The 25,262-nt window shown below is 73.9% G+C and carries 15 protein-coding genes and 5 pseudogenes; 11 read left to right on the top strand and 9 right to left on the bottom strand.

Going from position 1 to position 25,262, the window contains the following annotated elements:
• Positions 1-334: 334 nt before the first annotated feature.
• Positions 335-1,351: pseudogene (locus REH70_RS01860) on the top strand (LacI family DNA-binding transcriptional regulator); the annotation flags it as partial.
• Positions 1,352-1,435: 84 nt separating this feature from the next.
• Here the strand turns inward: REH70_RS01860 and REH70_RS01855 are convergent.
• Complete coding sequence (locus tag REH70_RS01855; RefSeq protein WP_310754101.1) at positions 1,436-3,502, bottom strand: alpha-glucuronidase; 2,067 nt, start codon at positions 3,500-3,502, stop codon at positions 1,436-1,438.
• A gap of 373 nt (positions 3,503-3,875) precedes the next feature.
• On the opposite strand from REH70_RS01855, the gene REH70_RS01850 reads away from it, so the two are divergent.
• A complete protein-coding gene (locus tag REH70_RS01850; protein ID WP_310751558.1) occupies positions 3,876-5,456 on the top strand; it encodes a glycoside hydrolase family 6 protein in 1,581 nt (526 codons plus the stop codon).
• Positions 5,457-5,566: 110 nt separating this feature from the next.
• On the opposite strand, the gene guaA is transcribed toward REH70_RS01850, so the two are convergent.
• Together guaA and REH70_RS01840 are read right to left on the bottom strand one after the other, a co-directional pair.
• Complete coding sequence (guaA, locus tag REH70_RS01845; RefSeq protein ID WP_310754100.1) at positions 5,567-7,141, bottom strand: glutamine-hydrolyzing GMP synthase; 1,575 nt, start codon at positions 7,139-7,141, stop codon at positions 5,567-5,569.
• Between the two features lie 85 nt (positions 7,142-7,226).
• Positions 7,227-7,637 (bottom strand): DUF3817 domain-containing protein, encoded by a 411-nt coding sequence (locus REH70_RS01840; RefSeq protein ID WP_310751555.1) that lies wholly within the window; start codon positions 7,635-7,637, stop codon positions 7,227-7,229.
• A gap of 230 nt (positions 7,638-7,867) precedes the next feature.
• Here REH70_RS01840 and REH70_RS01835 point away from each other — a divergent pair, with 230 nt between their 5' ends.
• From REH70_RS01835 to REH70_RS01825, 3 genes and pseudogenes are all read left to right on the top strand, one after another.
• A complete protein-coding gene (locus REH70_RS01835; protein WP_310751552.1) occupies positions 7,868-8,647 on the top strand; it encodes an ABC transporter transmembrane domain-containing protein in 780 nt (259 codons plus the stop codon).
• Complete coding sequence (locus REH70_RS01830; RefSeq protein ID WP_310751549.1) at positions 8,644-9,549, top strand: ABC transporter ATP-binding protein; 906 nt, start codon at positions 8,644-8,646, stop codon at positions 9,547-9,549. Before REH70_RS01835 ends, REH70_RS01830 begins: the two co-directional genes overlap by 4 nt.
• Positions 9,530-11,262: pseudogene (locus REH70_RS01825) on the top strand (ABC transporter ATP-binding protein). The gene REH70_RS01830 and the pseudogene REH70_RS01825 overlap by 20 nt, the downstream one beginning before the upstream one ends.
• Positions 11,263-11,319: 57 nt before the next feature.
• Here REH70_RS01825 and REH70_RS01820 read toward each other — a convergent pair.
• Complete coding sequence (locus REH70_RS01820; RefSeq protein ID WP_310751546.1) at positions 11,320-12,675, bottom strand: DUF222 domain-containing protein; 1,356 nt, start codon at positions 12,673-12,675, stop codon at positions 11,320-11,322.
• Between the two features lie 420 nt (positions 12,676-13,095).
• Positions 13,096-14,100, bottom strand: a complete 1,005-nt coding sequence (locus tag REH70_RS01815; RefSeq protein WP_310751543.1) for an NAD-dependent epimerase/dehydratase family protein — start codon at positions 14,098-14,100, stop codon at positions 13,096-13,098.
• Positions 14,101-14,183: 83 nt separating this feature from the next.
• On the opposite strand from REH70_RS01815, the pseudogene REH70_RS01810 reads away from it, so the two are divergent.
• Positions 14,184-14,420 (top strand): annotated as a pseudogene (locus REH70_RS01810) (peptide chain release factor-like protein); the annotation flags it as partial.
• 156 nt (positions 14,421-14,576) lie between these two features.
• On the opposite strand, the gene REH70_RS01805 reads toward REH70_RS01810, so the two are convergent.
• Both REH70_RS01805 and REH70_RS01800 read right to left on the bottom strand, forming a co-directional pair.
• The gene (locus tag REH70_RS01805; RefSeq protein ID WP_310751540.1) at positions 14,577-15,128 is read right to left on the bottom strand and encodes an SURF1 family cytochrome oxidase biogenesis protein; all 552 of its coding nucleotides are present in this window, start codon (positions 15,126-15,128) and stop codon (positions 14,577-14,579) included.
• Positions 15,079-15,555 carry an SURF1 family cytochrome oxidase biogenesis protein gene (locus REH70_RS01800; RefSeq protein ID WP_310751537.1) on the bottom strand — a complete coding sequence of 159 codons (477 nt, stop codon included), beginning with the start codon at positions 15,553-15,555 and terminating at the stop codon, positions 15,079-15,081. The genes REH70_RS01805 and REH70_RS01800 overlap by 50 nt, the downstream gene beginning before the upstream one ends.
• A gap of 256 nt (positions 15,556-15,811) precedes the next feature.
• Here REH70_RS01800 and REH70_RS01795 point away from each other — a divergent pair, with 256 nt between their 5' ends.
• The 5 genes and pseudogenes from REH70_RS01795 (at position 15,812) to REH70_RS01775 (ending at position 23,372) form a co-directional block, all read left to right on the top strand.
• The gene (locus REH70_RS01795; protein WP_310751534.1) at positions 15,812-18,319 is read left to right on the top strand and encodes a phosphoketolase family protein; all 2,508 of its coding nucleotides are present in this window, start codon (positions 15,812-15,814) and stop codon (positions 18,317-18,319) included.
• Positions 18,316-20,484: a phosphate acetyltransferase gene (gene pta, locus REH70_RS01790; protein WP_310751531.1), complete on the top strand. Its 2,169-nt coding sequence runs from the start codon at positions 18,316-18,318 to the stop codon at positions 20,482-20,484. Before REH70_RS01795 ends, pta begins: the two co-directional genes overlap by 4 nt.
• A pseudogene (locus REH70_RS01785) lies at positions 20,481-21,766 on the top strand (acetate kinase). Before pta ends, REH70_RS01785 begins: the two are co-directional and overlap by 4 nt.
• Before the next feature lie 113 nt (positions 21,767-21,879).
• Positions 21,880-22,245, top strand: coding sequence for a hypothetical protein (locus REH70_RS01780; RefSeq protein ID WP_310751528.1), 366 nt, complete (start codon positions 21,880-21,882; stop codon positions 22,243-22,245).
• Positions 22,149-23,372, top strand: coding sequence for a glycosyltransferase family 39 protein (locus REH70_RS01775; protein WP_310751526.1), 1,224 nt, complete (start codon positions 22,149-22,151; stop codon positions 23,370-23,372). The genes REH70_RS01780 and REH70_RS01775 overlap by 97 nt, the downstream gene beginning before the upstream one ends.
• A 46-nt stretch (positions 23,373-23,418) precedes the next feature.
• Here the strand turns inward: REH70_RS01775 and REH70_RS01770 are convergent.
• Positions 23,419-24,542: pseudogene (locus REH70_RS01770) on the bottom strand (GuaB3 family IMP dehydrogenase-related protein).
• A gap of 110 nt (positions 24,543-24,652) precedes the next feature.
• Positions 24,653-25,207 (bottom strand): type 1 glutamine amidotransferase domain-containing protein, encoded by a 555-nt coding sequence (locus REH70_RS01765; RefSeq protein ID WP_310751523.1) that lies wholly within the window; start codon positions 25,205-25,207, stop codon positions 24,653-24,655.
• Positions 25,208-25,262 lie beyond the last annotated feature (55 nt).

The raw sequence follows: 25,262 nt of genomic DNA, 5'->3' as shown, positions 1-25,262 counted from the left end.
TCGGCAGCCGGGTGCGTCTCGTCATGTCCTGCCCTCCGCCACCGCGTCGTGGTTCGAAACTGTCGGCGTCCACGCCGACATCGTCCGCAACCGTAGGCGGCGTGACGGAACCGGTCAACCCCGGGGCGACACCGGCAGCAAGCGCTCTCCGTGGAGGAGCAAGCGCTTCCCGCGCCTGACGGAGGCCGATGCGGTGCTGTTCCGCGATGTCCGACCTTGCGGGGACCCACCGAAAGTGCGGTACCTTCACGATCGAAAACCAGCCGCACAGGGCGCCGAGGACGTCCCCGGGTCACGGCGCGCCGGCTGGATGAGCGCTCACATGAGGCGGACGATGACGACCACCGGATCACCCCGCTCGACGATCGCGGCGATCGCCGCTGAGGTCGGCGTGTCGGTCCCCACCGTGTCCAAGGTGCTCAACGGCCGGCGGGACGTCGCCCCCGAGACGCGAGCCCGGGTCGAGGCGACCATCGCCAAGCACGGGTACCGCGCACGCCGTGGGGTCGGCCGGCCCGAGAGCCGTTCGCGCCTCCTCGACCTCGTCTTCCACGACCACGGCGCCCCGTGGGCGGCGGAGATCATCCGCGGGGTGGAGGCCGTCGCCGGGCCGGCGCGTCTGGGCGTGGTGCTCTCCGAGCTGGGCGGTGAGCACCGTCCACCGCAGGAGTGGTTCGACGACGTGCTCGCCCGCCGACCGCTCGGGGTGATCCTCGTGCTCTCCGACCTCGACACCGCCCAGCGCAGCCAGCTCGAGGCGCGGTCCATCCCGTTCGTCGTCGTCGACACCGCCGGCGAGCCGCCGCCGGGCGTGCCGACGGTCGGCTCCGCGAACTGGAACGGCGGGCTCGCCGCGACCCGCCACCTCGTCGAGCTCGGCCACCGCCGCGTCGCCGTCATCTCCGGGCCGGCCGACGTGCTGTGCAGCCGCGCCCGGATCGACGGCTACCGCAGCGCGCTGGACGAGGCGGGCATCCCGGTCGACCCGGCCCTGGTCCGGTACGGCGACTTCTTCGTCGGGGGCGGGTACCGGCACGGGCTCGACCTGCTGCGCCGACCGGACCGGCCGACCGCGATCTTCGCCGGGAGCGACTACCAGGCGCTCGGCGTGCTGCGCGCCGCCCGCGAGCTCGGGCTGCGGATCCCCGAGGACCTCTCGGTCGTGGGGTACGACGACCTCCCCATCGTCTCCTGGGTCGGTCCGCCGCTGACCACGGTGCGTCAGCCGCTGCTCGAGATGGCCAGCACCGCGACCCGGATGGTGCTCGACCTCGCCGACGGCGTCCAGCCGACCAACCTGCGGATCGACCTCGCGATCGAGCTCGTCGTCCGGGAGAGCACCGCTCCCCGCCCGCGACCGCCTGACGCCGGACGCACCACGGCGCCGCCGGGACCTGCCCCGGACGGCGCCGCCGTCGTGCACCCGGCGCTGCGGTCAGAAGATCCGGCGCCCGTGCGCGTCCGGCACGCCGGACTTGCGCAGGAAGTACGTGTTGATCTGGTCGCGCCACTCCACCGCGCTGCGCCGCTGCTCGACGAGGCGCTCGGTCACCCGCGCGAACACGGCGTCCGGCACCGCGCCCTCGAGGGTCGCCCAGGCGCGGGCCATCTCCTCGACCCGCTCGACGCCTGCGAAGTGGGTGTCGTAGATGTGCTGGACGACGGTGCTCCCGGAGTGCAGCACGTGGGAGTACGGCACGTGGTGGAAGAACAGCAGGAACTCGTCCGGGCACGTGTCGAGGGACTCGTACACGTCGTCCCACGGCGCGGGGTACTGACCGGTGTACCCGGTGCCGGTCGCCCGGGTGCGGTCGACACCGATCCCGTCGCGGTCGGCGAAGTGGTACGTGCCCCACGGGGTGTACTCGTAGCCGTCGACGTCGGGGCCGTAGTGGTGGTTGGGGCGCACCATGAACCCGACGCCGAGCGGGGCGGTGTACAGCTCGAGAGTGCGCCACGAGTCGGCCATGACCGCCCGGACCGTCGCCGCGACCGCCTCGTCCGAGCCGAAGGTCAGCGCGATCCACTCGTCGAGCACGTCGCCCGCGCCGAGGGTCGGGTCCCACGCCATCCGCCCGAAGGCGTAGAGGTTGGCCTGCGCGAGCGGGTGCCCGGTCCAGAAGGCGTCGTCGCCGACGTTGGAGACCGCGGTGACGCCACCGACGACGTCGGCGAGCGTGCGGTCGTCGCCCCACAGCCGGACGCCGAAGTACTCCTCCCACTGCGCCCCGAGGTAGCACACGTGCTTCTGCTGGCCGGTGTACTCCTGGGTGACCTGGAGCTCGACGGCGAGCCGGGTGCGCGGCATCGCCGTGATCACCGGGGAGATCGGCTCGCGCACCTGGAAGTCGATCGGCCCGTTCTTCACCTGGACGACGACGTTCGGGTCGAACCGGCCGTCCAGCGGCGCGAAGTGGTCGTAGGCGGCGCGGGCGCGGTCCGTCGTGCGGTCGCGCCAGTCCTGGCGGTGGTCGTAGACGAACGCGCGCCAGAAGACCGTCCCACCGAACGGCGCGAGCGCACGGGCGAGCATGTTGGCGCCGTCGGCGTGGTCGCGGCCGTAGGCGAACGGACCGGGTCGACCCTCGGAGTCGGCCTTGACGACGAAGCCGCCGAAGTCCGGGATCTGCGCGTAGACGTCGGCGGCGGCCCGCGCCCACCAGTCCTGGACGCCCTCGTCGAGCGGGTCGGACGTCGCCATCCCGGCCAGCGTGATCGGGGCGGCGAAGTCGACGCTGAGGTAGACGCGGATGCCCTGGGCGCGGAAGACCGCGGCGAGACGCGCGACGTCGGGCAGCGCGGTGGTGAGCAGCTCGGCCTCGCGGCGGTGCACGTTGACGTTGTTCAGGCCGACCGCGTTGACGCCGGTGCTCGCCAGCAGCCGCGCGTACTGCTCGACCCGGCTCAGGTCCTCGCGCACGCGGCCGTCGGCGTAGAAGATCGACGCACCCGCGTACCCGCGCTCGACCGCGCCCATCGGGGTGTCGGCGGCGATGTTGTCCCAGTGGTCGAGCATGCGGATCGGCTGCGCCGGCGCGTGCCGCTCGACGGCGGCCTCCCCTGCGTCCGGCACCGTCCTCCCTGCCGCCACCCCTGCCGCCGCACCACGGCGCACGAGGTGGTGCAGCCCGTAGAGCAGCCCCGCACCCTCCCCGCCGAGGACGACGGTGACGCCGTCGCGGCGCACGGTGAGGAACGACTCCGGACCGAGCGGCTCGGCCTCGGCCGCGTCCCGCGCGGCGACCAGCGCGGCCGCGACGGTGTCCGCGCTCTCCGGGTCGCCCGACGGCAGCGACGCGAGCCCGCTCAGGGTCGCGAGGACGACGTCGGCGTGCTCGCCGGGCGCCGCCTGGGCACCACCGTGGGCGGACGTCGCCGTCGCGACCTCCGCCGTCACCGCGCCCGCGACGGGGGCGTCACCGGCCAGGACGAGGACGCGGCGGGTGCCGAGCGATGCCAGGGCGCGGGCCGGCAGCCAGCACGGGTCGATGTCCGGCGTCATGGTCACGCGATGAGCTCCTTGGATGTCGGTGTGCACGCCCGTCCGGCACAGGCCGATGGGCTGGTCGCTCCGGGCACGACCGCGCGGGCGACGGGATAACGATTTCCGACGAGGCTGCCACCATCGCGCCGGGTCGTCCAGGCGGTGCCAGCCCCTGGGATGGGCGCGGCGTCCTGCCCCGCAGCGGTCGACCCCGAGCTCGCACCGCCGCGACCGCGATCCGTCACGGGGGCTTGACTTCGCCTGTGACCCGGGTCACGGTGAGTGCCGATCGGGGCGCCGCGAGCGGCGCCGCCCGGGCGAGGACGCCCGACCCGGTCGACCACGACTGCACCGACGCACCGTGGACCGCCCGACATCTGGGAGCGCTTCCATGCCACGTTCCTCCTCCCGTCACCGACCTGCGACCGCCGCGGCGGCGGCAGCCTGCCTCGCGCTCGTCGGCTCCGCCCTGGTGGCGCAGCCCGCCGTCGCCGCCGACGACGTCCTCGACCCGTCGACCACGCTGTACGTCGACTGGACCAGCTCCACGCTCGAGCACGCCGCCGGCCTCGACGGCGAGGAGCGCGACGACGCGCTGCTGCTCGCCTCCGTCCCCACGGCGACGTGGTTCACCTCGGGCACACCGGCGCAGGTCCAGGCCGAGGTGGACGCGCTCGTCGGCGCGGCCGCCGCCCAGGGCGCCGTCCCCACCGTCGTGGCCTACAACCTGCCGTTCCGGGACTGCGCCCAGTACTCCGCCGGCGGCGCGCGCGACACCGCGGAGTACGCCGCCTGGATCGACGGCGTGGCCGCGGGCATCGGCGACCGGGAGGCGATCGTCGTCCTGGAGCCGGACGGCCTGGGGATCATCCCCTGGTACACCCCGGTCGGGGCGACGTCGCCCGAGTGGTGCCAGCCCGCGGAGCTCGACCCCGCCACCGCCGCGGCGGACCGGTTCACCCAGCTGAACCACGCGGTCGACGCCCTCACCGCACTCCCGCAGACGGCCGTCTACCTCGACGGCACCCACACGGGCTGGCTGAGTGTGGGCGACGTGACCGACCGGCTGATCAAGGCCGGCGTCGAGAGCGCGGACGGGTTCTTCCTCAACGCGTCGAACTACCAGCGGACCGAGAGGCTCGAGCGGTACGCCGGGTGGGTCTCGGACTGCCTCGCGCTGTCGACGTCGTCCGAGCCGTCGGCCGAGGGGTACGAGCCGTCCATGTGCGGGAGCCAGTACTTCCCGGCCTCACCAGACGACCTCGCCACCTGGGACATGACCGACGCGAAGTTCGACGAGGACTTCGCCGCGACCGGTCTCGTCCGTGACCGGGCCGCGCAGAAGCACGCGGTCCTGGACACCAGCCGCAACGGCCAGGGCCCGTGGACGCCGCCGGCCGGGGTCTACCCGGACCCCGAGGACTGGTGCAACCCGCCGGACCGCGGGCTGGGCCTGCTCCCCACGACGGACACCGGCAACCCCGTGATCGACGCGCTGCTGTGGATCAAGGTGCCGGGCGAGTCCGACGGGCAGTGCTACCGCGGCCTCGGGGGCCCGCTCGACCCGGTCCGCGGGATCCAGGACCCGCCCGCCGGGCAGTGGTTCCCCGAGCAGGCCGCCGAGCTGCTCGCCCTCGCCGAGCAGCCGCTCGCCGAGCCCACCTGCGCGGTGCGCGTGGACGTGCGGGAGCGGCACGGCCTGGTCCGGGGCAAGCTGCGCCTGACGAACACCGGCACCGACACCGTGTCGGGCTGGGACCTGCAGTTCGCGCTGCCCGGCGACGTGACGGTGGAGCGGGCCTGGGGTGCGCAGGTGTCGCAGTCGGGCCTCGTGGTGACCGGGCGGGCGCCCGATCACCGCGCCGACCTGCGGCCCGGCCGGTCGCACACCGTCGGGTTCCTTGCGCGCGGCGACCTGGCGGCCGAGCCGCTGCTCGTCCTGCTCGACGGCGAGCCCTGCCGGGTGAGCTGACGACACAGGACCCGGCCGGCGACGTCGCCGGCCCCGGGTCGGACGTGCGACCGGCCGGTCACCTCACCTCGGTGACCGGCCGGTCGTGCCCTGGCGCTCGCGGGGGGCGTCTACTCCCACTCGATGGTGCCCGGCGGCTTGCTCGTCACGTCGAGCACGACCCGGTTGACCTCGGGCACCTCGTTCGTGATCCGGGTCGAGATGGTCGCGAGGACCTCGTACGGCAGCCGCGTCCAGTCGGCGGTCATCGCGTCCTCGGAGGAGACCGGCCGCAGCACGACCGGGTGACCGTACGTGCGGCCGTCGCCCTGGACGCCGACCGAGCGGACGTCACCGAGCAGCACGACCGGGCACTGCCAGATCTCGCGGTCCAGCCCGGCCCGGGTGAGCTCCTCGCGCGCGATGGCGTCGGCCGCGCGCAGCACGTCGAGCCGCTCGGCCGTGACCTCGCCGATGATCCGGATGCCGAGCCCCGGCCCGGGGAACGGTTGGCGCCACACGATGCCCTCGGGCACCCCGAGCTCGAGCCCGACGGCACGGACCTCGTCCTTGAACAGCGCCCGCAGCGGCTCGACGAGCTCGAACTGCAGGTCGTCCGGGAGACCGCCCACGTTGTGGTGGCTCTTGATGCTCGCCGCGCCCTCGCCACCGCCGGACTCCACGACGTCGGGGTAGAGCGTCCCCTGCACGAGGAACCTGACCTCGTCGCCGTGGGCGCCCGCGTCAGCGACGACCGCGCGGGCTGCGTCCTCGAAGACGCGGATGAACTCGCGGCCGATGATCTTGCGCTTGGTCTCCGGGTCGGTCACGCCGGCCAGCGCCCCGAGGAACCGCTCGCGGGCGTCGACGACCATGAGCCGCACCCCGGTCGCGGCGACGAAGTCCTCCTCGACCTGCTCGGCCTCACCGGCGCGCAGCAGGCCGTGGTCGACGAACACGCAGGTGAGCTGGTCCCCGACGGCCTGGTGGACGAGGGCGGCGGCGACCGACGAGTCGACCCCGCCGGACAGCCCGCAGATGACGCGCGCGTCGCCGACCTGGGCGCGGATCGCGGCGACCTGCTCGGCGACGACGTTGCCCGCGTTCCAGTCGGGCTTCAGGCGGGCGCCGTCGTACAGGAAGTTCTCGAGCGCGCGCTGCCCCATGGGCGAGTGCTTGACCTCGGGGTGCCACTGCAGCCCGTACAGGCGCCGCTCCCGGTCCTCGAACGCGGCGACCGGTGAACCGGGCGACGTCGCGAGGACGTCGAAGCCCTCGGGCGCGGACTGCACCGCGTCACCGTGGCTCATCCAGACCGCCTGCTGCGCGGGCGAGCCCTGCAGCAGGTCGCCGGAGCGCGCGACGGCCACGGACGTGCCGCCGTACTCGCTGCGTCCGGTGCGGGCCACGGTCCCGCCGAGGGCCTGCGCCATCGCCTGGAAGCCGTAGCAGATGCCCAGCACGGGCACGCCGGTCTCGAACAGCGCCGGGTCCACCCCGGGGGCGTCGTCGGCGTACACGCTCGAGGGCCCGCCGGACAGGATGATCGCGGACGGGTCGCGGGCGAGCATCTCGTCGACGCTCGCGGTGTGCGGGACGATCTCGGAGTAGACGTTCGCCTCGCGCACGCGCCGGGCGATGAGCTGGGCGTACTGGGCGCCGAAGTCCACGACGAGGACCGGCCGGTGGGACGGCGCACCGACCACGGAGGCGGCCTGTGCGGGGTCGACCTCTGCGAGGTCGGAGGGCTCGGGCGCGACGGGCTGCGGGGTGTCGGTCACGGCGCTGAGTCTAGTGAGGCAGCCGGGCCTCGGCGTCGGCGTGGACGCGGCGCTCCACCACGAACGACATGACCGGAACGACGCCGCCGAGCACCATGACCGCGAGCCGGCCGAAGCCCCAGCGCAGCTTCGACCACAGGTCGAGCACGGTCACGAGGTAGACCACGTAGATCCAGCCGTGCGCGAACGGGATCCACTCGATCCAGCGCATGAGGTCGTCCGGCGCCCCGACCACGTACTTGAGGACCATCTCGACCACGAGCACGAGCAGCATCACGCCGGTGATGTACGCCATCACGCGGTAGCGACCGAGGGCCGCGCGCGCCTTGGCCGGCTCGCGGACGGCCGGGGTGGCGGCGGGGCTCGCGGCTGAGCTCGCTGCGGAGCTCGCGGCGGACGGGGCGGGCTGCGGCGTGGTCACCCCGTGATCATCGCCCACGGTGGGCGGCGGGGGTAAATGCGTACCGGGGTGTCCGTGGTCACGCCTACCGTTGCCCCCTGTGCGCCCCTTCCCCTCGCCGACCCCGGCACTCCCCGCTCACGTCGCCGCGCGCGCTGCTGTGGTGGCACGCCCGTCGGCAGGCCGGCGTCCTGCTGGCCGCGATCGGCGTCGGCGTCGTCGCCAACGTCGCCGGCGCGCTGCTGCCGTACATGCTCGGCCGCGTGGTCGACGGCGGCCTGGACGACGGCGTCTCGTCGACCCTCCTCGCGGGCTGCGCCGCGCTGCTGGGGGTCGGGCTCGTGCAGGCGGCCGCGAACGTCGTCGGGCACCGGCTCGACGTCGAGAACTGGCTCCGCGCGGCCTTCACGTCGTCCCAGCTCATCGGTCGCCACGTCACCCGGACCGGCGACGCCGTCACCGCCGAGCTCCCGACCGGCGAGGTGGTCGCCACCGTCGCGAGCGACGCGCTGCGCATGGGTGAGGTGTTCGCCATCGCGGCGCGCTTCCTCGGTGGCGTCGCGGCGTACGCGACCATCGCGGTGCTCCTCATGCGCACGTCGGTCGCGCTCGGCGTGCTCGTGCTGGTGGGGCTGCCGGTCGTCGTCGGGATCCTGTCCCTGCTGGTCAAGCCGCTGCAGGGACGGCAGTCCGCCCAGCGCGAGGCGTCCGGCCGGCTGACCACGCTCGGCGCGGACACCGTCTCGGGCCTGCGCATCCTGCGCGGGATCGGTGGCGAGGAGGTGTTCGCCGGGCGGTACGCGGAGCAGTCCCAGACCGTGCGGCGCACCGGGGTGCGGGTCGCGCAGACGCAGTCGCTCCTCGACGCGCTGCAGACCCTGCTGCCCGGCCTCTTCCTCGCCGCGGTGGTCTGGTACGGCGCGCGGCTCGCCCTGGCGGGCGAGATCACCCCGGACAGCTCGTCGCGTTCTACGGGTTCGCGGCCTTCCTCACCGAGCCGCTGTGGACCGCGACCGAGGCGCTACGGGTGACGACCCGCGCCGTCGTCGGTGCGCGCAAGATCCTCGCCGTCCTGCGGGTGCCGGTCACCGCGGCGCAGGACCCCGTCACGCCGGTGACGCCGGAGCCGGCCGCGCCCCTGGTCGACGACGCCAGCGGCCTCGTCGTCCGGCCCGGGGTGCTCCTCGCACTGGTCAGCGCCGACCCGGACGACAGCGCCCGGGTGGCGGCCCGGCTGGGGCGCTTCGGCGGGGAGAGCGTCGTGCCGCCGGTGCGCTGGGGACGCACGCTGCTGACCGAGCTGCGGCTGGCCGACGTGCGCGAGCGCGTCGTGGTCGCCGAGTCCACCCCGCACCTGTTCACCGGGCGCCTCGCGGACGAGCTCGACGTCCGGGGCCGGGCGAGCCGGGCCGACCTCGAGCGCGCGATGCACGTCGCGGACGCCGGCGACGTCCTGGACTCGGTGCCCGGTGGGCTGGACGGCGAGCTCGCCGAGAAGGGCCGCTCGCTGTCCGGTGGTCAACGGCAGCGGGTCGCGCTGGCCCGTGCGCTGCTCACCGAGGCCGAGGTCCTCGTGCTGGTCGAGCCCACCAGCGCGGTCGACGCCCACACGGAGGCCCGCATCGCCTCACGGCTCGCCGACGCCCGGCGCGGTCGCACGACCGTCGTGGTCACCGCGAGCCCGCTCGTGCTGGACGCCGTCGACGAGGTGGCGCTGGTCGAGGGCGGGCGGGTGCGGGCGGTCGGCACGCACCGCTCGCTCATGGACGGCGACGGGCCCGACGCGCGGGCGTACCGCGCCGTCGTGTCCCGCGCCGCCGCGGAGCCGGAGGCCCACACCGAGCCCGCCATCGCGGAGGCCCACACCGAGCCCGTCACCGAGACCGAGATCGAGACCCCGAGGGAGGACGACCGTGCAGCTGCCCGTTGCTGACGCCACCGGCCTGCGCCGGCACACCCGCACGCTGCTCCGTCGCCACCGTGCGCGGCTCGCGCTCGCCGTCGTCCTCCACGGTCTGGCCGCGCTCGCCGGCCTCGCCGGGCCGTGGCTGCTGGGCACGCTGGTCGACGGGGTGACCCGCGGCACGACCGTCGACGCGATCGACCGCGCGGTCGCGCTGCTCGTCGGTGCCGTCCTCGCCCAGGCGGTGCTCACCCGGTTCGCCCGTCGCACCGCGATGGTGCTCGGCGAGACCGCCTTCGCCGAGCTGCGCGAGGAGTTCGTGTCCACCGTGACGCGGCTGCCGCTGTCGACGGTCGAGCGGGCCGGCACCGGGGACCTCGTGGCCCGGATGACGAACGACATCGACCGGGTGCAGTACACCGTCCGGTTCGGGGTGCCGCGGTTGCTGGTGACGGCGGCGACGGTCGTGCTCACCCTGGTGGCCGCAGCACTGACGAACGCCCTGGTGGCGATCGGTCTCCTTGCCGGTGTCCCGCTCCTGGTGACCGTGACGCGGTGGTACCTGCGGCGGGCGGCACCGGCGTACCTGCGCGAGTCCGCCGCGTACTCGCGGCTCAACGGCACCATCACCGAGTCGGTGGAGGGTGCGCGCACCGTGGACGCCCTCGGCCTGGGCGCACGGCGGCGTGAGCGCGTCGACGCCGACCTGCGCGAGGCGTTCGAGGCGGAGCGGGCCACGCTGCGGCTGCGTACGATCCTGTTCCCCGGCGTCGACATCGCGTTCCTGCTGCCGGTCGTCGGGGTGCTGGTGTGGGGCGCCCACCTGATCTCCACCGGGGACGCGATGATCGGCGCCGTCACCACGGTGACGCTCTACGCGGTCCAGGTCATCCCGATCATCGGCGAGCTGATCTTCTGGCTCGACGAGATCCAGGTGGGGGCACGTCGCTGGCGCGCATCGTCGGTGTGCAGGGCGTGCCGCCGGACCGGACCGCGACCGAGGCCCAGCCGGCCGACGAGCAGGTGGTCGGGCGTGGGGTCCGGTACGCCTACCGGCCCGGGCACGACGTGCTGCACTCGGTGGACCTCGAGCTGCGGGTCGGCGAGCGGCTCGCCGTCGTGGGGCCGTCCGGGGCCGGGAAGTCGACCCTCGGGCGGATGCTCGCCGGGGTGCACCCGCCCACCGGCGGGGAGGTCGCCGTCGGTGGTGTGCCGCTCGTGGACCTGCCGCTGGACGAGCTGCGCGGGCACGTCGCGCTGGTCACCCAGGAGCACCACGTCTTCGTCGGCACGATCGCGGACAACCTGCGGCTCGCGCGCACCGGGGCGACCGACGACGAGCTGGTCGCCGCGTTGGAGGCCGTGGACGCGTGGGGCTGGGTCGGTGCGCTCCCGGACGGTCTCGCGACCGCGGTCGGCTCGGGCGGGACGGTGCTGAGCCCGGCGCAGGCGCAGCAGCTCGCGCTCGCCCGGCTGGTCCTGCTCGACCCGCACACGCTCGTGCTCGACGAGGCGACGTCGCTGCTGGACCCGCGTGCCGCGCGGCACCTGGAGCGCTCGCTCTCGGCCGTGCTCGAGGGACGCACGGTGGTGGCCATCGCGCACCGGCTGCACACCGCGCACGACGCCGACCGCGTCGCGGTGGTGGACGCAGGCCGCATCACCGAGATCGGGTCGCATGACGAGCTCGTCGCCGCGGACGGCGACTACGCCGCCCTGTGGCACTCGTGGCAGCGGGAGTGAGGGGCGGGCGGCTCGCACGCCCACCGACACGGACACGAATCGTGCGTGCTCAACCGGTCATTCCGTCGTGGGTCTGTTCTTCCGCCACCGCGCCGCGAAGGGCCGGTCCCGGTCGGGGTCGATGACCTCTCCGTGGCGGTCGGTCAATTCCCATCGACCGCGGTGGCGACGGATCGCGATGTTCCGGTCGTGGACGATCCGGTGGTGGAATGCGCACAGCAGGATGCCGTTGTCCACGCTCGTCTTTCCGCCGTCGCGGGCCCATTGTTCGACGTGGTGCGCCTGGCAGATGATCGGTGGTGCGGTGCACGTGGGATATCGGCAGTGCTTGTCGCGGGCGATGATCGCCGCTCGCCGTGCCCGGGTGAATGTTCGTTCGGTACGGCCGACGTCGAGGACCTCGGAGTCCGGGCCGAACAGGATCCGGTTGACGCCGCCGTCGCACGCGATCCGGTCGAGAACCCTGCGGGGGACGGGGGTGCGGTCCTCGTACTGCGGTCCACCAGCGACCGTCTGACCCGTCAGCATCGCCTTCGTCAGCACCGGCGGGGTGCGGGACGGGACCTCGTCACCTGAGCCGTCCCCGCTGCCGTCGTCGTCGAGGAGGCTGCCCTGCCGGGGCCGGGTGTCTGCGGTGGTGACCAGGGCCGCCAGGGTCGGGTAGTCGACCAGCACGGTCACCACCGGGCGCACCGCCCGCCCGGTCCCGGCGAGCCCGTTGTCCAGCACGATCTGGGCCACGTCGCCCAGGGCGTGCGCCCGCCGCTGGGACGAGGTGCGGTCGTCATCAGCCGCCGGCACCGGCGTCACCGCGGCGAGGGCGGCCTTGAGCGCCTGACCGTGCTCCGCGGTGAGCTGACCCTCCACCCGGTACCCGTCCCCGAGGCGCGCGATGTCCAGGCGTTCCCGGTCGCACGAGTCCACGTACCCGCGGTCGTCGGCGTCCGGGTCGGCATAGGCGGCCCAGTGCCGGACGAACACCCGGGTCTCGTCGACCGACAGCTGCCGCGCCTGCTCCACCAGGAGGGTCTCGTTGCACTCGTGCTCCGGGTCGGCGAGCAGCTCGCGACGCTGCTCGCTCGTGGGAGCGAGCGTCGCGATGACCTGCGCCTGCTCCACCGTCACGTCACCGGCCACGGCGGTAGCCGCAGTGACCGGCAGGTGGTCGCGCAGCGTCCGCCCCAGCCGCACCTGCGCCCGGGCAGTCGCGACCGACAGGCGGTGGTCGTGGGACAGCCACACCGGGAACGACCGCGCACCGCTGAGCGCCCACACGCCGTCGTCGTCGATCACCGGCAGCAACCGCACCTTCGCCACCCCCGCCCGGCTGGTCACCTCCGCGAGCCGGCGCGCCACCACCGCGGCCTCGCGACCGTCGAGCACCGACAGGTCGAGTCCTGCGAGGAATGACACGGCGGAATCGATCGCGGACAGAGCGGCAGCAACCTCCGGGGAAAGGGGCACGGGTACGCCGCCCGCGTCGTCCGATGAGGGCGGAACACCTTCGGTCATGATTACCGCCCTCCTCCCGATCGCTGCCGCACCACCTGTGCCGACACCGCAATTCTACGGACGACTCTGACATTCCGGCGCGCCGCCGCTGGTGCTGTGGAACAAAGGATTCGGCCTCCGCCTGCGGGCACTTGGGATTTCCAGCCGAAGACGCACAGGACAACGGTTGATGTCTGCAACCGACCCACACGGCTGCGACGCGGCGATACCTACCGTGACGACGTACCCGGCCCGGGCCGCCTCGACCCCCTCGCGAACCGCCCTGCCGGATGACCGCCGAGCGACACCGCACTCCCTCGCCTCCCGGCTGAGCCAGCGCGACTACCCGAGCAGCGCCTGCTCGACGTCGTCCGGCAACCCGGGCCGCGTTCGTCCGGCGGGTGCGGCGTCGTCGTCGAGCGCCTCGGGCTGCCCGCGCAGCCACGCCCACAGGTCGGTGACCGTCTCCTCGATCGGGCGGCTGGGCAGGCCGGCACGCCGCGCGCTGCTCGTGTCGATGTCCCACAGCGCACGGGCCTCGTCGGCCGGCACCCAGAACGGCAGGTGCACCCACCGCTGGACGCCTGCCGCGAGCAGCGTCGCGTCGTCCCGCTCCGCCCAGGTCACCGGGGAGCGCGCGTCGTCCCCGACCACGTCCCGGCACAGCTCGAGCAACCGGCCGAACGTCGTCACCCCGACGTCGCCGGTCGCGTTCACCGCGCCCGAGCGTCCGCACTCGACCGACTCGACCATCCAGCCCGACAGGTCGCGGACGTCCACGAACGTCACCGGTTGGTCCCACACGTCGACCGGCACCACGACCGGCCCGCCGCGCGCCATCCGCCGCAGCCACCAGCCCAGTCGTCCGGTGGGGTCGCCCGGGCCGGCGATGAGCCCGGACCGCACGACGAGCAGACGGTCGTCCAGCGCCCGGGCGAGCACGCGCTCGCTCGCCGCCTTCATCGGGCCGTAGTCGGCGGGGTCGTCGTCGGGCTCACCGAACACCGGGTCGTCGACCCCACGGATGGGCGAGCCAGGCCAGTCGCGGTACGCGTTGAGGCTGCTGACGTAGGCGTAGGCGCCCACGCCGGCGAGGTGCGAGGCCGTCGTCCGCGCACCGGCGACGGTGTAGCCGGAGGTGTCGACGACGGCGTCGGGGCGCACGCCCGCGAGCGCCCGGGCGACGTCCGCCGCGTCGTCGCGGTCCGCGGTGAGCGCGCGGACACCGGCGGGCGGGGCACCCGAGACCCCACGAGCCAGCGTGGCGACGTCGTGCCCGCGCGCGAGCGCGGCCCGCACCACCTCGCCACCGAGCCAGCCGGTCCCACCCACCACGAGGATCTGCACGGGCCGACTGTGCCGCGCCCGGCGACGGCTGTCGATCTCCGTGCCGTTCGCGTCGGGCGCCCGGGCCGCGGGAGGCTGTCCCCATGTTCGGACCGGTGACCCTGCGCGGCGGCGTCGTCGTGCCCGACGACGAGCTGGTCTGGCGCTTCTCGCGGTCCGGCGGCCCGGGCGGTCAGTCCGTCAACACGGCCGACTCCCGGGTGGAGCTGGTCTGGGACCTCACGGCGACCGTGGCGCTCACCGAGGAGCAGCGCGATCGCGTCGCCGCCCGGCTCGGGTCCCGGCTGAGCCGCGGTGTGCTCGTCATCGCGGCGTCCGAGCACCGTTCGCAGCTCCGCAACCGGCAGGCGGCCCTGCAGCGCTTCACCACCCTGCTCGACGACGCCCTCGCTCCCCGGCCCCGCCCCGGCGTGCCGCCCGGCCGAGCCGGAGCTCGCGCGTCCGGCGCGCAGCAGCCGAGCGCCAGCGGCGGTCGGTCAAGCAGATGCGTCGGCGTCCGCCGGCCCCCTGACGGAACGGTCGCGACCCGCGTCCTCACCGGCCACGTCCGGGTCGGCGACGCCCTCACCGGACGGGCTCTCACCGGACGGCCCCTCACCGGACGAGCCCCCGGCCACGATCCCGTCGGGCAGCTCCTCACCCGGCGGGAGCTCGCCGCGGGCCTCGTCGCGCACGAGTCGCAGCCACAGCGCGACCGCGAACAGCCCGAAGATCCACCACTGCAGCGCGTACCCGAGGTTGCGCAGGTCCCACCCGCTGCCCCCGCGCGGCTGCGGCGGCCCGAGGGGCTCCAGGGCAGCGTCCTGCGACGGCTGCGACGTCGCGAGCACGAGGTAGCCCGAGTAGATCGGCCCGCCCCACACGTTGACGAGCTGCGCGGCGCTGATCGCCTCCGCCCGTCCGCCTGCGGCGTCGAGGGCGCCGGCCGCCTCCGCCGCCTGCAGGTACCCGGTGAGCTCGACCGGGCCGGACGGGACGTCACCCACGTCGTCGGGGGACTCGACCCAGCCGCGGACCACCGCGAGCACCGGGGCGGCCCTCGGCGCCACCGTCAGCAGTGCCCTCGGCCCCTTCGGCGTCAGGAGCCGAGCCGGCAGCCGCGACGCGCAGCGGCGTGAGGACGAGCAGGCCGTCCCGGCCGTCGAGCGCCCGGTCGGTGACCAACAGCTGACCGTCCGGCTCGTAGGTCCCCTCGACGCTCACGGCGCGCCCCAGCAGCTCACCGCTGAACGTCGTCTGCGGTGCGAGGACCTCGCCCAGGGGACGGGGAGCCTCGCCCTGCGCCGCGGCCGCCTCCTGGCGATCGGCCATCTCGCCGCGGAGCTGGGCCCGCTCGAGCTGCCACACACCGAGCCGCGCGCAGACCGCCGCGGCCGCGAGCAGCAGGACCAGGATCACCAGCATCCGGGGCTGCAGCGCGGCGCGGAGCATCGACGTCGGTTCACGCGGGGGCACCCTCGCACGCTACCCGGGAGCACACGGCCGGCAGCCCTCCCGTGACGAAGGGCCTGTGCGGCGGACACGGGGATGTGATGAGAATGACGACGCGGGTCGAGCCACCCGAGGCTCGCGTGCGGTCGTCGCCCCACGCCGGCCGCCCGAGGAGCACGAGCAGCGGGACCCGCACCACCACGAGCAGCACGAGGCAGCACCACCAGGCAAGTGTCCGACGACGCAGCCGCGTCGTCGGCTGACGGGATGAGGGATACCGATGACCGTGCAGACGACCGCCACGACCGCACCGAGCGCCTGGGCGCGCCGACCGGACGAGCCACTGACCGACGAGACGTTGGACCGGGTCGACGCGTGGTGGCGGGCGTCGAACTACCTGTCGGTCGGGCAGATCTACCTGCTCGACAACCCCCTGCTGCGTCAGCCGCTGCACCGCGACCACGTCAAGCCGCGGCTGCTGGGTCACTGGGGCACCACCCCGGGACTGAACTTCCTGTACGCGCACCTCAACCGCGCGATCGTCGAGCGCGGGCAGTCCACGATCTACGTCACCGGCCCCGGGCACGGCGGCCCGGGCCTGGTCGCGAACGCCTACCTCGATGGCACGTACTCCGAGACCTACTCCGACATCACCCCGGACGCCGAGGGCATGCGCCGGCTGTTCCGCCAGTTCTCCTTCCCCGGCGGCATCCCCAGCCACGTCGCGCCGGAGACGCCCGGCTCGATCCACGAGGGTGGTGAGCTCGGCTACGCGCTGTCGCACGCCTACGGGGCCGCGTTCGACAACCCGGACCTGCTGGTCGCCGCCGTCATCGGCGACGGCGAGGCGGAGACCGGCCCGCTCGCGACGTCCTGGCACTCGAACAAGTTCGTCAACCCGGTCAAGGACGGCGTGGTCCTGCCGATCCTGCACCTCAACGGCTACAAGATCGCCAACCCGACGGTCCTCGCGCGCATCCCCGAGTCCGAGCTCATGGACCTCATGCGCGGGTACGGGCACAAGCCGCACCTGTTCTCCGGCGGCTTCGACGGCGAGGACCCGGCGGCCGTGCACCGCCGGTTCGCCGAGCTGCTCGACACCGTGCTCGACGAGATCGCCGACATCAAGGCCCGGGCCGCCGCGGGCGACGACTCGCGCCCCGCCTGGCCGATGATCGTCCTGCGCACCCCGAAGGGCTGGACCTGCCCGCCGGTCATCGACGGCAAGCAGGTCGAGGACTCGTGGCGCTCCCACCAGGTCCCCCTCGCCAGCGCCCGCGACACCGACGAGCACCTGCAGGTGCTCGAGGGCTGGCTGAAGTCGTACCGCGCGGACGAGCTGTTCGACGACGCCGGCACGCTCCGCGAGGACATCGCTCGTCTCGCCCCGGCGGGCACGCTGCGGATGAGCGACAACCCCGTGGCCAACGGCGGCCTGCTGCTCAAGGACCTGCGCCTGCCGGACTTCCGCGACTTCGCGGTGGACGTCCCGACCCCGGCCGGCTCGATCAGCGAGGCGACCCGCGTGCTCGGGCAGTGGCTCGCGGAGGTCATCCGGCTCAACCCGGACAACTTCCGGATCTTCGGCCCGGACGAGACGGCGTCCAACCGCCTCCAGCCGGTGTTCGAGGTGACCGACAAGCAGTGGAACGCCGAGCTCACCGGGGACCACGTCGACGAGCACCTCGCGCGCGCCGGACGCGTCATGGAGGTGCTGTCCGAGCACCAGTGCCAGGGGTGGCTCGAGGGCTACCTGCTGACCGGGCGGCACGGGCTGTTCAACTGCTACGAGGCGTTCATCCACATCGTCGACTCGATGTTCAACCAGCACGCCAAGTGGCTCAAGGTCACCCGGGACATCCCGTGGCGCCGTCCGGTCGCCTCGCTCAACTACCTGCTGTCCAGCCACGTGTGGCGCCAGGACCACAACGGGTTCAGCCACCAGGACCCCGGGTTCATCGACCACGTGGTCAACAAGAAGGCCGAGATCGTCCGGGTGTACCTGCCGCCGGACGCGAACACACTCCTGTCCACCTACGACCACTGCCTGCGCAGCCGGGACTACGTCAACGTCGTCGTCTCCGGCAAGCAGCCGGCGCCCAACTTCCTCACCATGGACCAGGCGGTCGCGCACTGCACCCGCGGCCTGGGCATCTGGGAGTGGGCCGGGTCGGAGATCCCGGGCGAGGACCCCGACGTCGTCCTCGGCTGCGCCGGTGACGTCCCGACGCTGGAGACCCTCGCGGCCGCGGACATCCTGCGCCGCGAGCTGCCGGACCTCAAGGTCCGGGTCATCAACGTCGTCGACCTCATGCGCCTGCAGGACGCCAAGGAGCACCCGCACGGGCTCTCCGACCGGGACTTCGACACCCTGTTCACGACCGACAAGCCGGTCGTCTTCGCGTACCACGGCTACCCGTGGCTCATCCACCGCCTCACGTACCGCCGCAAGGGCCACCCCAACATCCACGTGCGCGGCTACAAGGAGGAGGGCACGACGACGACGCCGTTCGACATGGTCATGCTCAACGACCTCGACCGGTACCACCTCGTCATCGACGTCATCGACCAGGTGCCGCATTTGCGGTCCAAGGCCGCGGGCCTGCGCCAGCGGATGGTCGACTCGCGCATCCGGGCCCGGGAGTACACCCGCGTGCACGGCGAGGACATCCCCGAGGTGGCCGCCTGGGTGTGGCCGGACGCCGGGGAGACGGGCACCGAGGGCGCCGGCCCGACCTACACCGGCCAGGGGGCCGGCACGACCGCCACCGGAGGGGACAACGAGTGACCACGCTCGACACGAGGGCGGCCCCGCCGGCCGCCGACCACGCGCCACGCAGCGTCTACATCACGTCCCCCGAGGGGGACACCGGCAAGTCGACGGTCGCCCTGGGCGTGCTGGACCTGCTGACCCGGCGTGCGGAGCGGGTCGGCGTGTTCCGGCCCGTCGCGCGGTCCACCGACCGGACCGACTACGTGCTCGAGCTGCTGCTCGCCCACGACGCCGTCGACCTCCCGTACGACCTGTGCCTCGGGGTCACCTACGACCAGGTGCACACCGACCCCGAGCGCGCGCTGGCGGACATCGTCGCGCGGTACCACGAGGTGGCCCGGCGCTGCGACGTCGTGGTGATCGTCGGGACGGACTACACCGACGTCGCCGGGCCGACGGAGCTGTCCTTCAACGCCCGGATCGCGGCGAACCTCGGCGCGCCGGCCCTGCTCGTGGTCAGCGGCAACGGGCGCACCTCGGCCGAGGTCCGGCAGGTCGTCGAGGTCTCCATCGGTGAGATGCGCACGAACCACGCGCAGGTCATCGGGGTGGTCGCCAACCGGTGCACCGGCGACCTCGACGAGGTGCGCGCCACCCTCACCGGCGACGTGCCGGCCTGGACGCTGCCCGAGGAGCCGTTCCTCGTCGCACCGACGGTGGGCGCGCTCATGGAGGCGGTCGGCGGGCGGCTCGTGGTCGGCGACGAGGAGCTGCTCGGCCGTGAGGCGCTGGACGTCCTGGTCGGTGCGATGTCCTTCGAGCACCTCCTCGACCGGCTGTCCGACGGCGCCGTGGTCATCACCCCCGGGGACCGGACGGACGTGCTGCTGGGACTGCTCATGGCGCACGCCGCGTCGGGCTTCCCGTCCCTGGCCGGGATCATCCTCAACGGCGGGTTCTACCCCGAGGGGTCGATGGGCCGGCTCGTCGAGGGCCTCGGCCAGCGTGTGCCCGTCATCCGCACCGACCTCGGCACGTTCCGCAGCGCGAGCGCCGTCGCCGGCACCCGCGGCCGGCTGTCCGCGGACTCCCAGCGCAAGGTCGACACCGCGCTCGCACTGTTCGAGCAGCACGTCGAGGGCGACGCCCTCCTCGCCCGGCTCGAGCTGCCCCGACCCGAGGTCGTCACCCCGCTGATGTTCGAGTACGACCTGCTCGACCGCGCCCGAGCCGACCGCAAGCACATCGTGCTGCCCGAGGGGGCCGACGACCGCGTGCTGCGCGCGGCGAGCACGCTGCTGCAGCGCGGGGTCGCCGAGCTCACCCTCCTCGGCGACGAGACGTCCATCCGGTCCCGGGCCACCGAGCTCGGCCTGGCGCTGGACGAGGCGCACATCGTCGACCCGCGCACCGGCGAGCTGCACGAGCGCTTCGCGGCGGAGTACACCGCGTTGCGCGCCCACAAGGGCATGACGCTCGAGCGGGCCCGGGAGATCGTCTCCTCGGTGTCGTACTTCGGCACGATGATGGTCCACCTCGGGCTCGCCGACGGCATGGTCTCCGGCGCGATGCACACCACCGCGCACACCATCAAGCCGTCGTTCGAGATCATCAAGACCGTCCCAGGCGTCTCGATCGTCTCCAGCGTGTTCCTCATGTGCCTCGCCGACCGCGTGCTCGTCTACGGCGACTGCGCGGTCAACCCCGAGCCGACCGCGGAGCAGCTCGCGGACATCGCGATCTCCTCGGCCGCGACCGCGGCGCAGTTCGGCATCGAGCCGCGCATCGCGATGCTGTCGTACTCGACCGGCGAGTCCGGCTCGGGCGCGGACGTGGAGAAGGTCCGCACGGCCACCGAGCTCGTCCGGCAGCGCCGGCCCGAGCTCAGCGTCGAGGGCCCCATCCAGTACGACGCCGCCGTGGACGCCTCGGTCGCCCGCACCAAGCTGCCGGACTCGCTGGTCGCCGGACGCGCGACCGTGTTCGTCTTCCCCGACCTCAACACCGGCAACAACACCTACAAGGCCGTGCAGCGGTCGGCGGGTGCGGTCGCCGTCGGGCCGGTGCTGCAGGGTCTGAACAAGCCCGTCAACGACCTGTCCCGCGGCGCACTCGTGGGTGACATCGTCAACACGGTCGCGATCACCGCGATCCAGGCCCAGGCGCTCGCGGGGGCCGCCGCCACGGCCTCCTCCGCCGCCGACCGGGCCGCCGCCGACCAGAAGGGCACGTCCGCATGAGCCTCACCCCCGGAGTCGGCGACCGCCCGAGCCCGCACCTGGCGCACGGCGCGCACGGCAGCGTGCTCGTCATCAACTCGGGCTCGTCGTCCCTGAAGTACCAGCTCGTCAACCCGGTCGGGGGCGAGGCGATCGCGTCCGGCCTCGTCGAGCGGATCGGCGAGCCCGACGGCGTCGCGAAGCACACCTTCGCCGGCAACACCACGCGCCGCACCGGTCCGGTCACCGACCACGGCGAGGCGCTGCGCACCGCGCTGGCCCTGTTCGAGGAGGCAGGCCCGGACCTCGCGCAGGCCCAGGTGGTCGCCGTCGGGCACCGCGTCGTGCACGGCGGCTCCCGCTTCTCCGCACCCGCCGTGGTCGACGACGACGTCCAGCACGCGATCGCCGACCTGTCGCCGCTCGCGCCGCTGCACAACCCCGCGAACCTGCGCGGCATCGAGGTCGCCCGCTCGCTGCTGCCCGACGTCCCGCACGTCGCGGTCTTCGACACCGCGTTCTTCCAGACACTCCCCAGGCGGCGTCGACCTACGCCCTGGACCGGGAGGTCGCCGAGAAGCACGCGATCCGCCGGTACGGCTTCCACGGCACGTCGCACCAGTACGTCTCGGGCAAGGTGGCGCGCGCCCTCGGCCGGCGGCTGGAGGACCTGAACCAGATCGTGCTGCACCTGGGCAACGGCGCGTCGGCGTCGGCGGTCCGCGGCGGTGACGCGGTGGAGACGTCGATGGGCCTCACCCCGCTCGAGGGCCTGGTGATGGGCACCCGGACCGGTGACATCGACCCCGCGGTCGTGTTCCACCTGCACCGCAACGCCGGGATGTCGGTCGATCAGATCGACGAGCTGCTCAACCGCCGCTCCGGGGTCAAGGGTCTGTCCGGCGAGAACGACTTCCGCGAGCTGCACCGCCTCATCGGCGAGGGCGACGCCGACGCGCAGGTGGCCCTGGACGTGTACATCCACCGGCTGCGCAAGTACATCGGCGCCTACCTCGCCGTCCTCGGCCGGGTCGACGTGCTGACCTTCACCGCAGGCGTCGGCGAGAACGACGCCCGGGTGCGCGAGCTGGCGGTCGCGGGGCTCGAGGGACTGGGCATCGCGATCGACCCGGAGCGCAACGCCGGCCCCAAGAAGGAGCCGACGATCATCTCCCCGTCGTGGACGTCCACCCTGGTCATGGTCGTGCCGACCAACGAGGAGCTCGCGATCGCCCGGCAGTCGGTCGCGGCGATCGGCGGCGGCGCGAGCGACGGCTCGGCGCCGCCCGGGGCCGAGGGCTGACGACGCCTCACCCCCTCCGGCCCACCGCGTGGCCCCCGCTGTCGTCGACGGCGGGGGCCACGTCCGCGCCGGACCCGCGACGTGGTGCGCCCCGCAGCGCTACGGTCGCCTGCGTGGCCGACGCCGTGGCCGTCCCCGCGCCGATCACCCGGCGCCCGCACCCCGAGCCGTTCGCCGCCGGCCCGGTGCTCGCGATCGCCGCGGGCCTGCTCGCCGTCCTCGTCCTGGTGTCGGGGCGCTACGGCCCGCACCGCGACGAGCTCTACTTCGTGGCGGCCGGGCGCCGGCCCGCGTGGGGCTACCCCGACCAGCCGCCGCTGACGCCCTCCTCGCCCGCGCCGCCGACACCCTTGCGCCCGGCTCGCTCGTCGTCCTGCACCTCGTGCCCGCGCTGCTCGCCGCCTCGCTGGTCGTCGTCGCGGCGCTCACCGCACGCGAGCTGCGGGCCGGGCCGACGGCACAGGTGCTCACCGCGCTGACCGTCGCCACCGGCGCGGTCACCGTGGTCCTCGGGCACATGCTGTCCACGGCGACGACGGACGCGTTGCTGTCGGCGACGGTGGTGTGGCTCGCGGCCCGGGCGCTGGTGCGCGACGACGCCCGGTGGTGGCTCGCCGTCGGGCTGGTGGGCGGCGTCGGGCTGCTCAACAAGCACCTGGTGGCGCTGCTGCTCGTCGCGCTGGTGATCGGTGTGGCTGCGACCCCGGCCGTCCGGCACCACCTGCGCTCGCCGTGGGCGTGGTGCGGCGCGCTCGTCGCCCTGGTGCTGTGGGCTCCGAACCTCTGGTGGCAGGCGTCGCGTGGCTGGCCGCAGCTCGCGCTCGCCGCCGACATCACCGAGGAGTACGGCACTGCCGGGCAGCGGCTGGGCTTCGTGCTCCTGCTCGTGGTGCTGCTCAGCCCGGTGGCGACCGTGCTCGCGGTCCGCGGGGCGGCGCGGCTGTGGCGGGTTTCGGCGCTGGAGCGGGCCCGTCCGGTCGGGGTGGCCGCCGTCGTCCTCGTGCTCGTCTACGCGGTCACCGGCGGCAAGGCGTACTACCTGGCGGGCGTGCTGCCGGCGCTCGTGGCCGTCGGCGCGGACGCCCTGGTCCGGACGTCGACGCGCGCCGGCGTCCGGCGCGCGGGCGTGGTGCTGGCCCTCGCCGGGATGGTGTCGTGGCCGGCAGCCCTGCCGTTGCTGCCCGCGTCCGTGTACGGCGGCTCGGTGCTCCACGACGTCATCGAGGACGGTGGCGAGATGATCGGCTGGCCCGAGCTCGTCGCCCAGGTGCAGGACGCGGTGGACCGGTCGGGCGCCGTCGTGGTCGTCACCGCCAACTACGGGCAGGCCGGCGCCCTCGAGTGGTACGGGACGACGGTCCCCGTCCACAGCGGGCACAACGGCTACGCCGACTGGGGACCGCCGCCGGACACCCTGGCCGGGCCGGTCGTCCTCGTCGGCTACCGGCAGGTGCCGTCGTGGCTGACCGGGTGCCGGACCGTCGACACGATCGACAACGGCGCCGGCGTCGACAACGAGGAGCAGGGTGCGCCGGTCCGCGTGTGCGACGGGCCCACCGAGCCGTGGAGCACCGTCTGGTCGCAGGTGCGGCGGCTGTCGACCTGACGGACGACCGTCAGGCCGACAGCCGTGGCCCTTCTGAGGAGACGGGTCAGTGCGGCTGGTACGGCGAGACGACGACCTCGACCCGCTGGAACTCCTTGAGGTCGGAGTACCCCGTGGTCGCCATGGCCCGCTTGAGCGCTCCGATGAGGTTGAGGGTGCCGTCGGCGCGGCGTCCCGGACCGAACAGGATCTCCTCGAGCGTGCCCGCGGTGCCGACGCTCACCCGCTCGCCGCGCGGGAGCTGCGGGTGGTGGGCCTCGGGGCCCCAGTGCCACCCGCGGCCCGGCGCCTCGGACGCACGCGCCAGCGCCGCCCCGAGCATGACGGCGTCCGCACCGCAGCCGATCGCCTTGACCAGGTCGCCCGAGCGCCCGACGCCGCCGTCGGCGATGACGTGCACGTACCGGCCGCCGGACTCGTCCAGGTAGTCCCGGCGCGCCGCGGCGACGTCGGCCACCGCGGTCGCCATCGGCGCGTGGATGCCCAGCGAGACGCGGGTCGTGTGGGCGGCGCCGCCGCCGAAGCCGACCAGCACACCCGCCGCACCGGTGCGCATGAGGTGCAGCGCGGCGCTGTAGGTGGAGGCACCTCCCACGACCACCGGGACGTCCAGCTCGTAGATGAAGCGCTTGAGGTTGAGCGGCTCCGCGCGCCCCGAGACGTGCTCGGCCGAGACCGTCGTGCCGCGGATGACGAACAGGTCGACGCCGGCGTCCACCACGACCTGCGAGAACTCCTGCGTGCGCTGCGGCGACAGCGCACCCGCCACGGTCACGCCGGCGGCGCGCACCTCCTTGAGGCGCTGCGTGATGAGCTCGGGCTGGATCGGCGCGGCGTAGAGCTCCTGCATGCGCGCTGTCGCGACCGACCCGTCGAGGCCGGCGATCTCCTCGAGGTGGGGGTCGGGTCGTCGTAGCGCGTCCACAGCCCCTCGAGGTCGAGGACGCCGACACCGCCCATGCGACCCAGCGCGACCGCGGTGTCCGGGCTGACGACCGAGTCCATCGGCGCCCCGAGCAGCGGCAGCTCGAAGTGGTAGGCGTCGATCTGCCAGCCGACCGAGACCTCCTCCGGGTCACGCGTGCGCCGGGAGGGCACGACGGCGACGTCGTCGAAGGAGAAGGCGCGCCGTCCGCGCTTGCCACGACCGATCTCGATCTCGTTGCTCACCGGCTCAGGTTACCGGGGCGCCCGGGCAGCGTCGGGCAGGGTCGGGCAGGCCGACGTGCCGACGGCCCGCCCCCGGAGCCGGGAGCGGGCCGTCGTGGCCGAGCGGGTGCCTACTTCGCGAACGCCGCGACGAGCGCCGTGGTGAAGGCCGGCAGGTCGCCGGGGTTGCGGGACGTCACCAGCGTCCAGTCCTGCGAGTCGTCGACGACGACCTCCTCGTCGACCCAGGTCGCGCGGGCGTTGCGCAGGTCGGTGGCGAGGCTGGGGTACGACGTCGTGGTCTTGCCGGCGATGACGTCCGCCTCGATCAGCGTCCAGGGGGCGTGGCAGATCGCCGCGATCGGCTTGCGCTGCTCGACGAACGCCCGGATGAGGTTCTGCGCCGCCACGTTGGTCCGCAGGGTGTCCGCGTTGACCGTGCCACCCGGGATGACGAGCCCGACGAACTCCTCCGCGGTGACCTGGTCCACCGTGCGGTCCACCGGGAAGGTGCTCGCGGGGTTGAGGTCGCCGACGACGGCCTGCACCTCGCCCGACTCGGGCGCGATCAGCACCGGGCTCCCGCCCGCGTCGATCACGGCCTGCCACGGCTCGGTCAGCTCGGGCTGCTCCACGCCGGCGTTGCTGGTGAGGAAGGCGACGGTCGTACCGGACAGCTTCGCCATGGTGCTCCTTCGGGTCGGGGTGCGTGGCGGCTGACGGCCGCCGAGGACGCGACCC

This window comes from Cellulomonas sp. ATA003 (assembly GCF_031582905.1).
Classification (GTDB): domain Bacteria; phylum Actinomycetota; class Actinomycetes; order Actinomycetales; family Cellulomonadaceae; genus Pengzhenrongella.
This window is presented reverse-complemented; position numbering and strand designations above follow the sequence as displayed.

What these genes read in the sequence shown, in the direction of transcription:
- REH70_RS01855 (WP_310754101.1), bottom strand. Translation starts at nt 3,502, where the DNA reads ATGACGCCGGACATCGACCCGTGCTGGCTGCCGGCCCGCGCCCTGGCA.
- REH70_RS01850 (WP_310751558.1), top strand. Translation starts at nt 3,876, where the DNA reads ATGCCACGTTCCTCCTCCCGTCACCGACCTGCGACCGCCGCGGCGGCG.
- REH70_RS01835 (WP_310751552.1), top strand. Translation starts at nt 7,868, where the DNA reads ATGCTCGGCCGCGTGGTCGACGGCGGCCTGGACGACGGCGTCTCGTCG.
- REH70_RS01795 (WP_310751534.1), top strand. Translation starts at nt 15,812, where the DNA reads ATGACCGTGCAGACGACCGCCACGACCGCACCGAGCGCCTGGGCGCGC.
- REH70_RS01765 (WP_310751523.1), bottom strand. Translation starts at nt 25,207, where the DNA reads ATGGCGAAGCTGTCCGGTACGACCGTCGCCTTCCTCACCAGCAACGCC.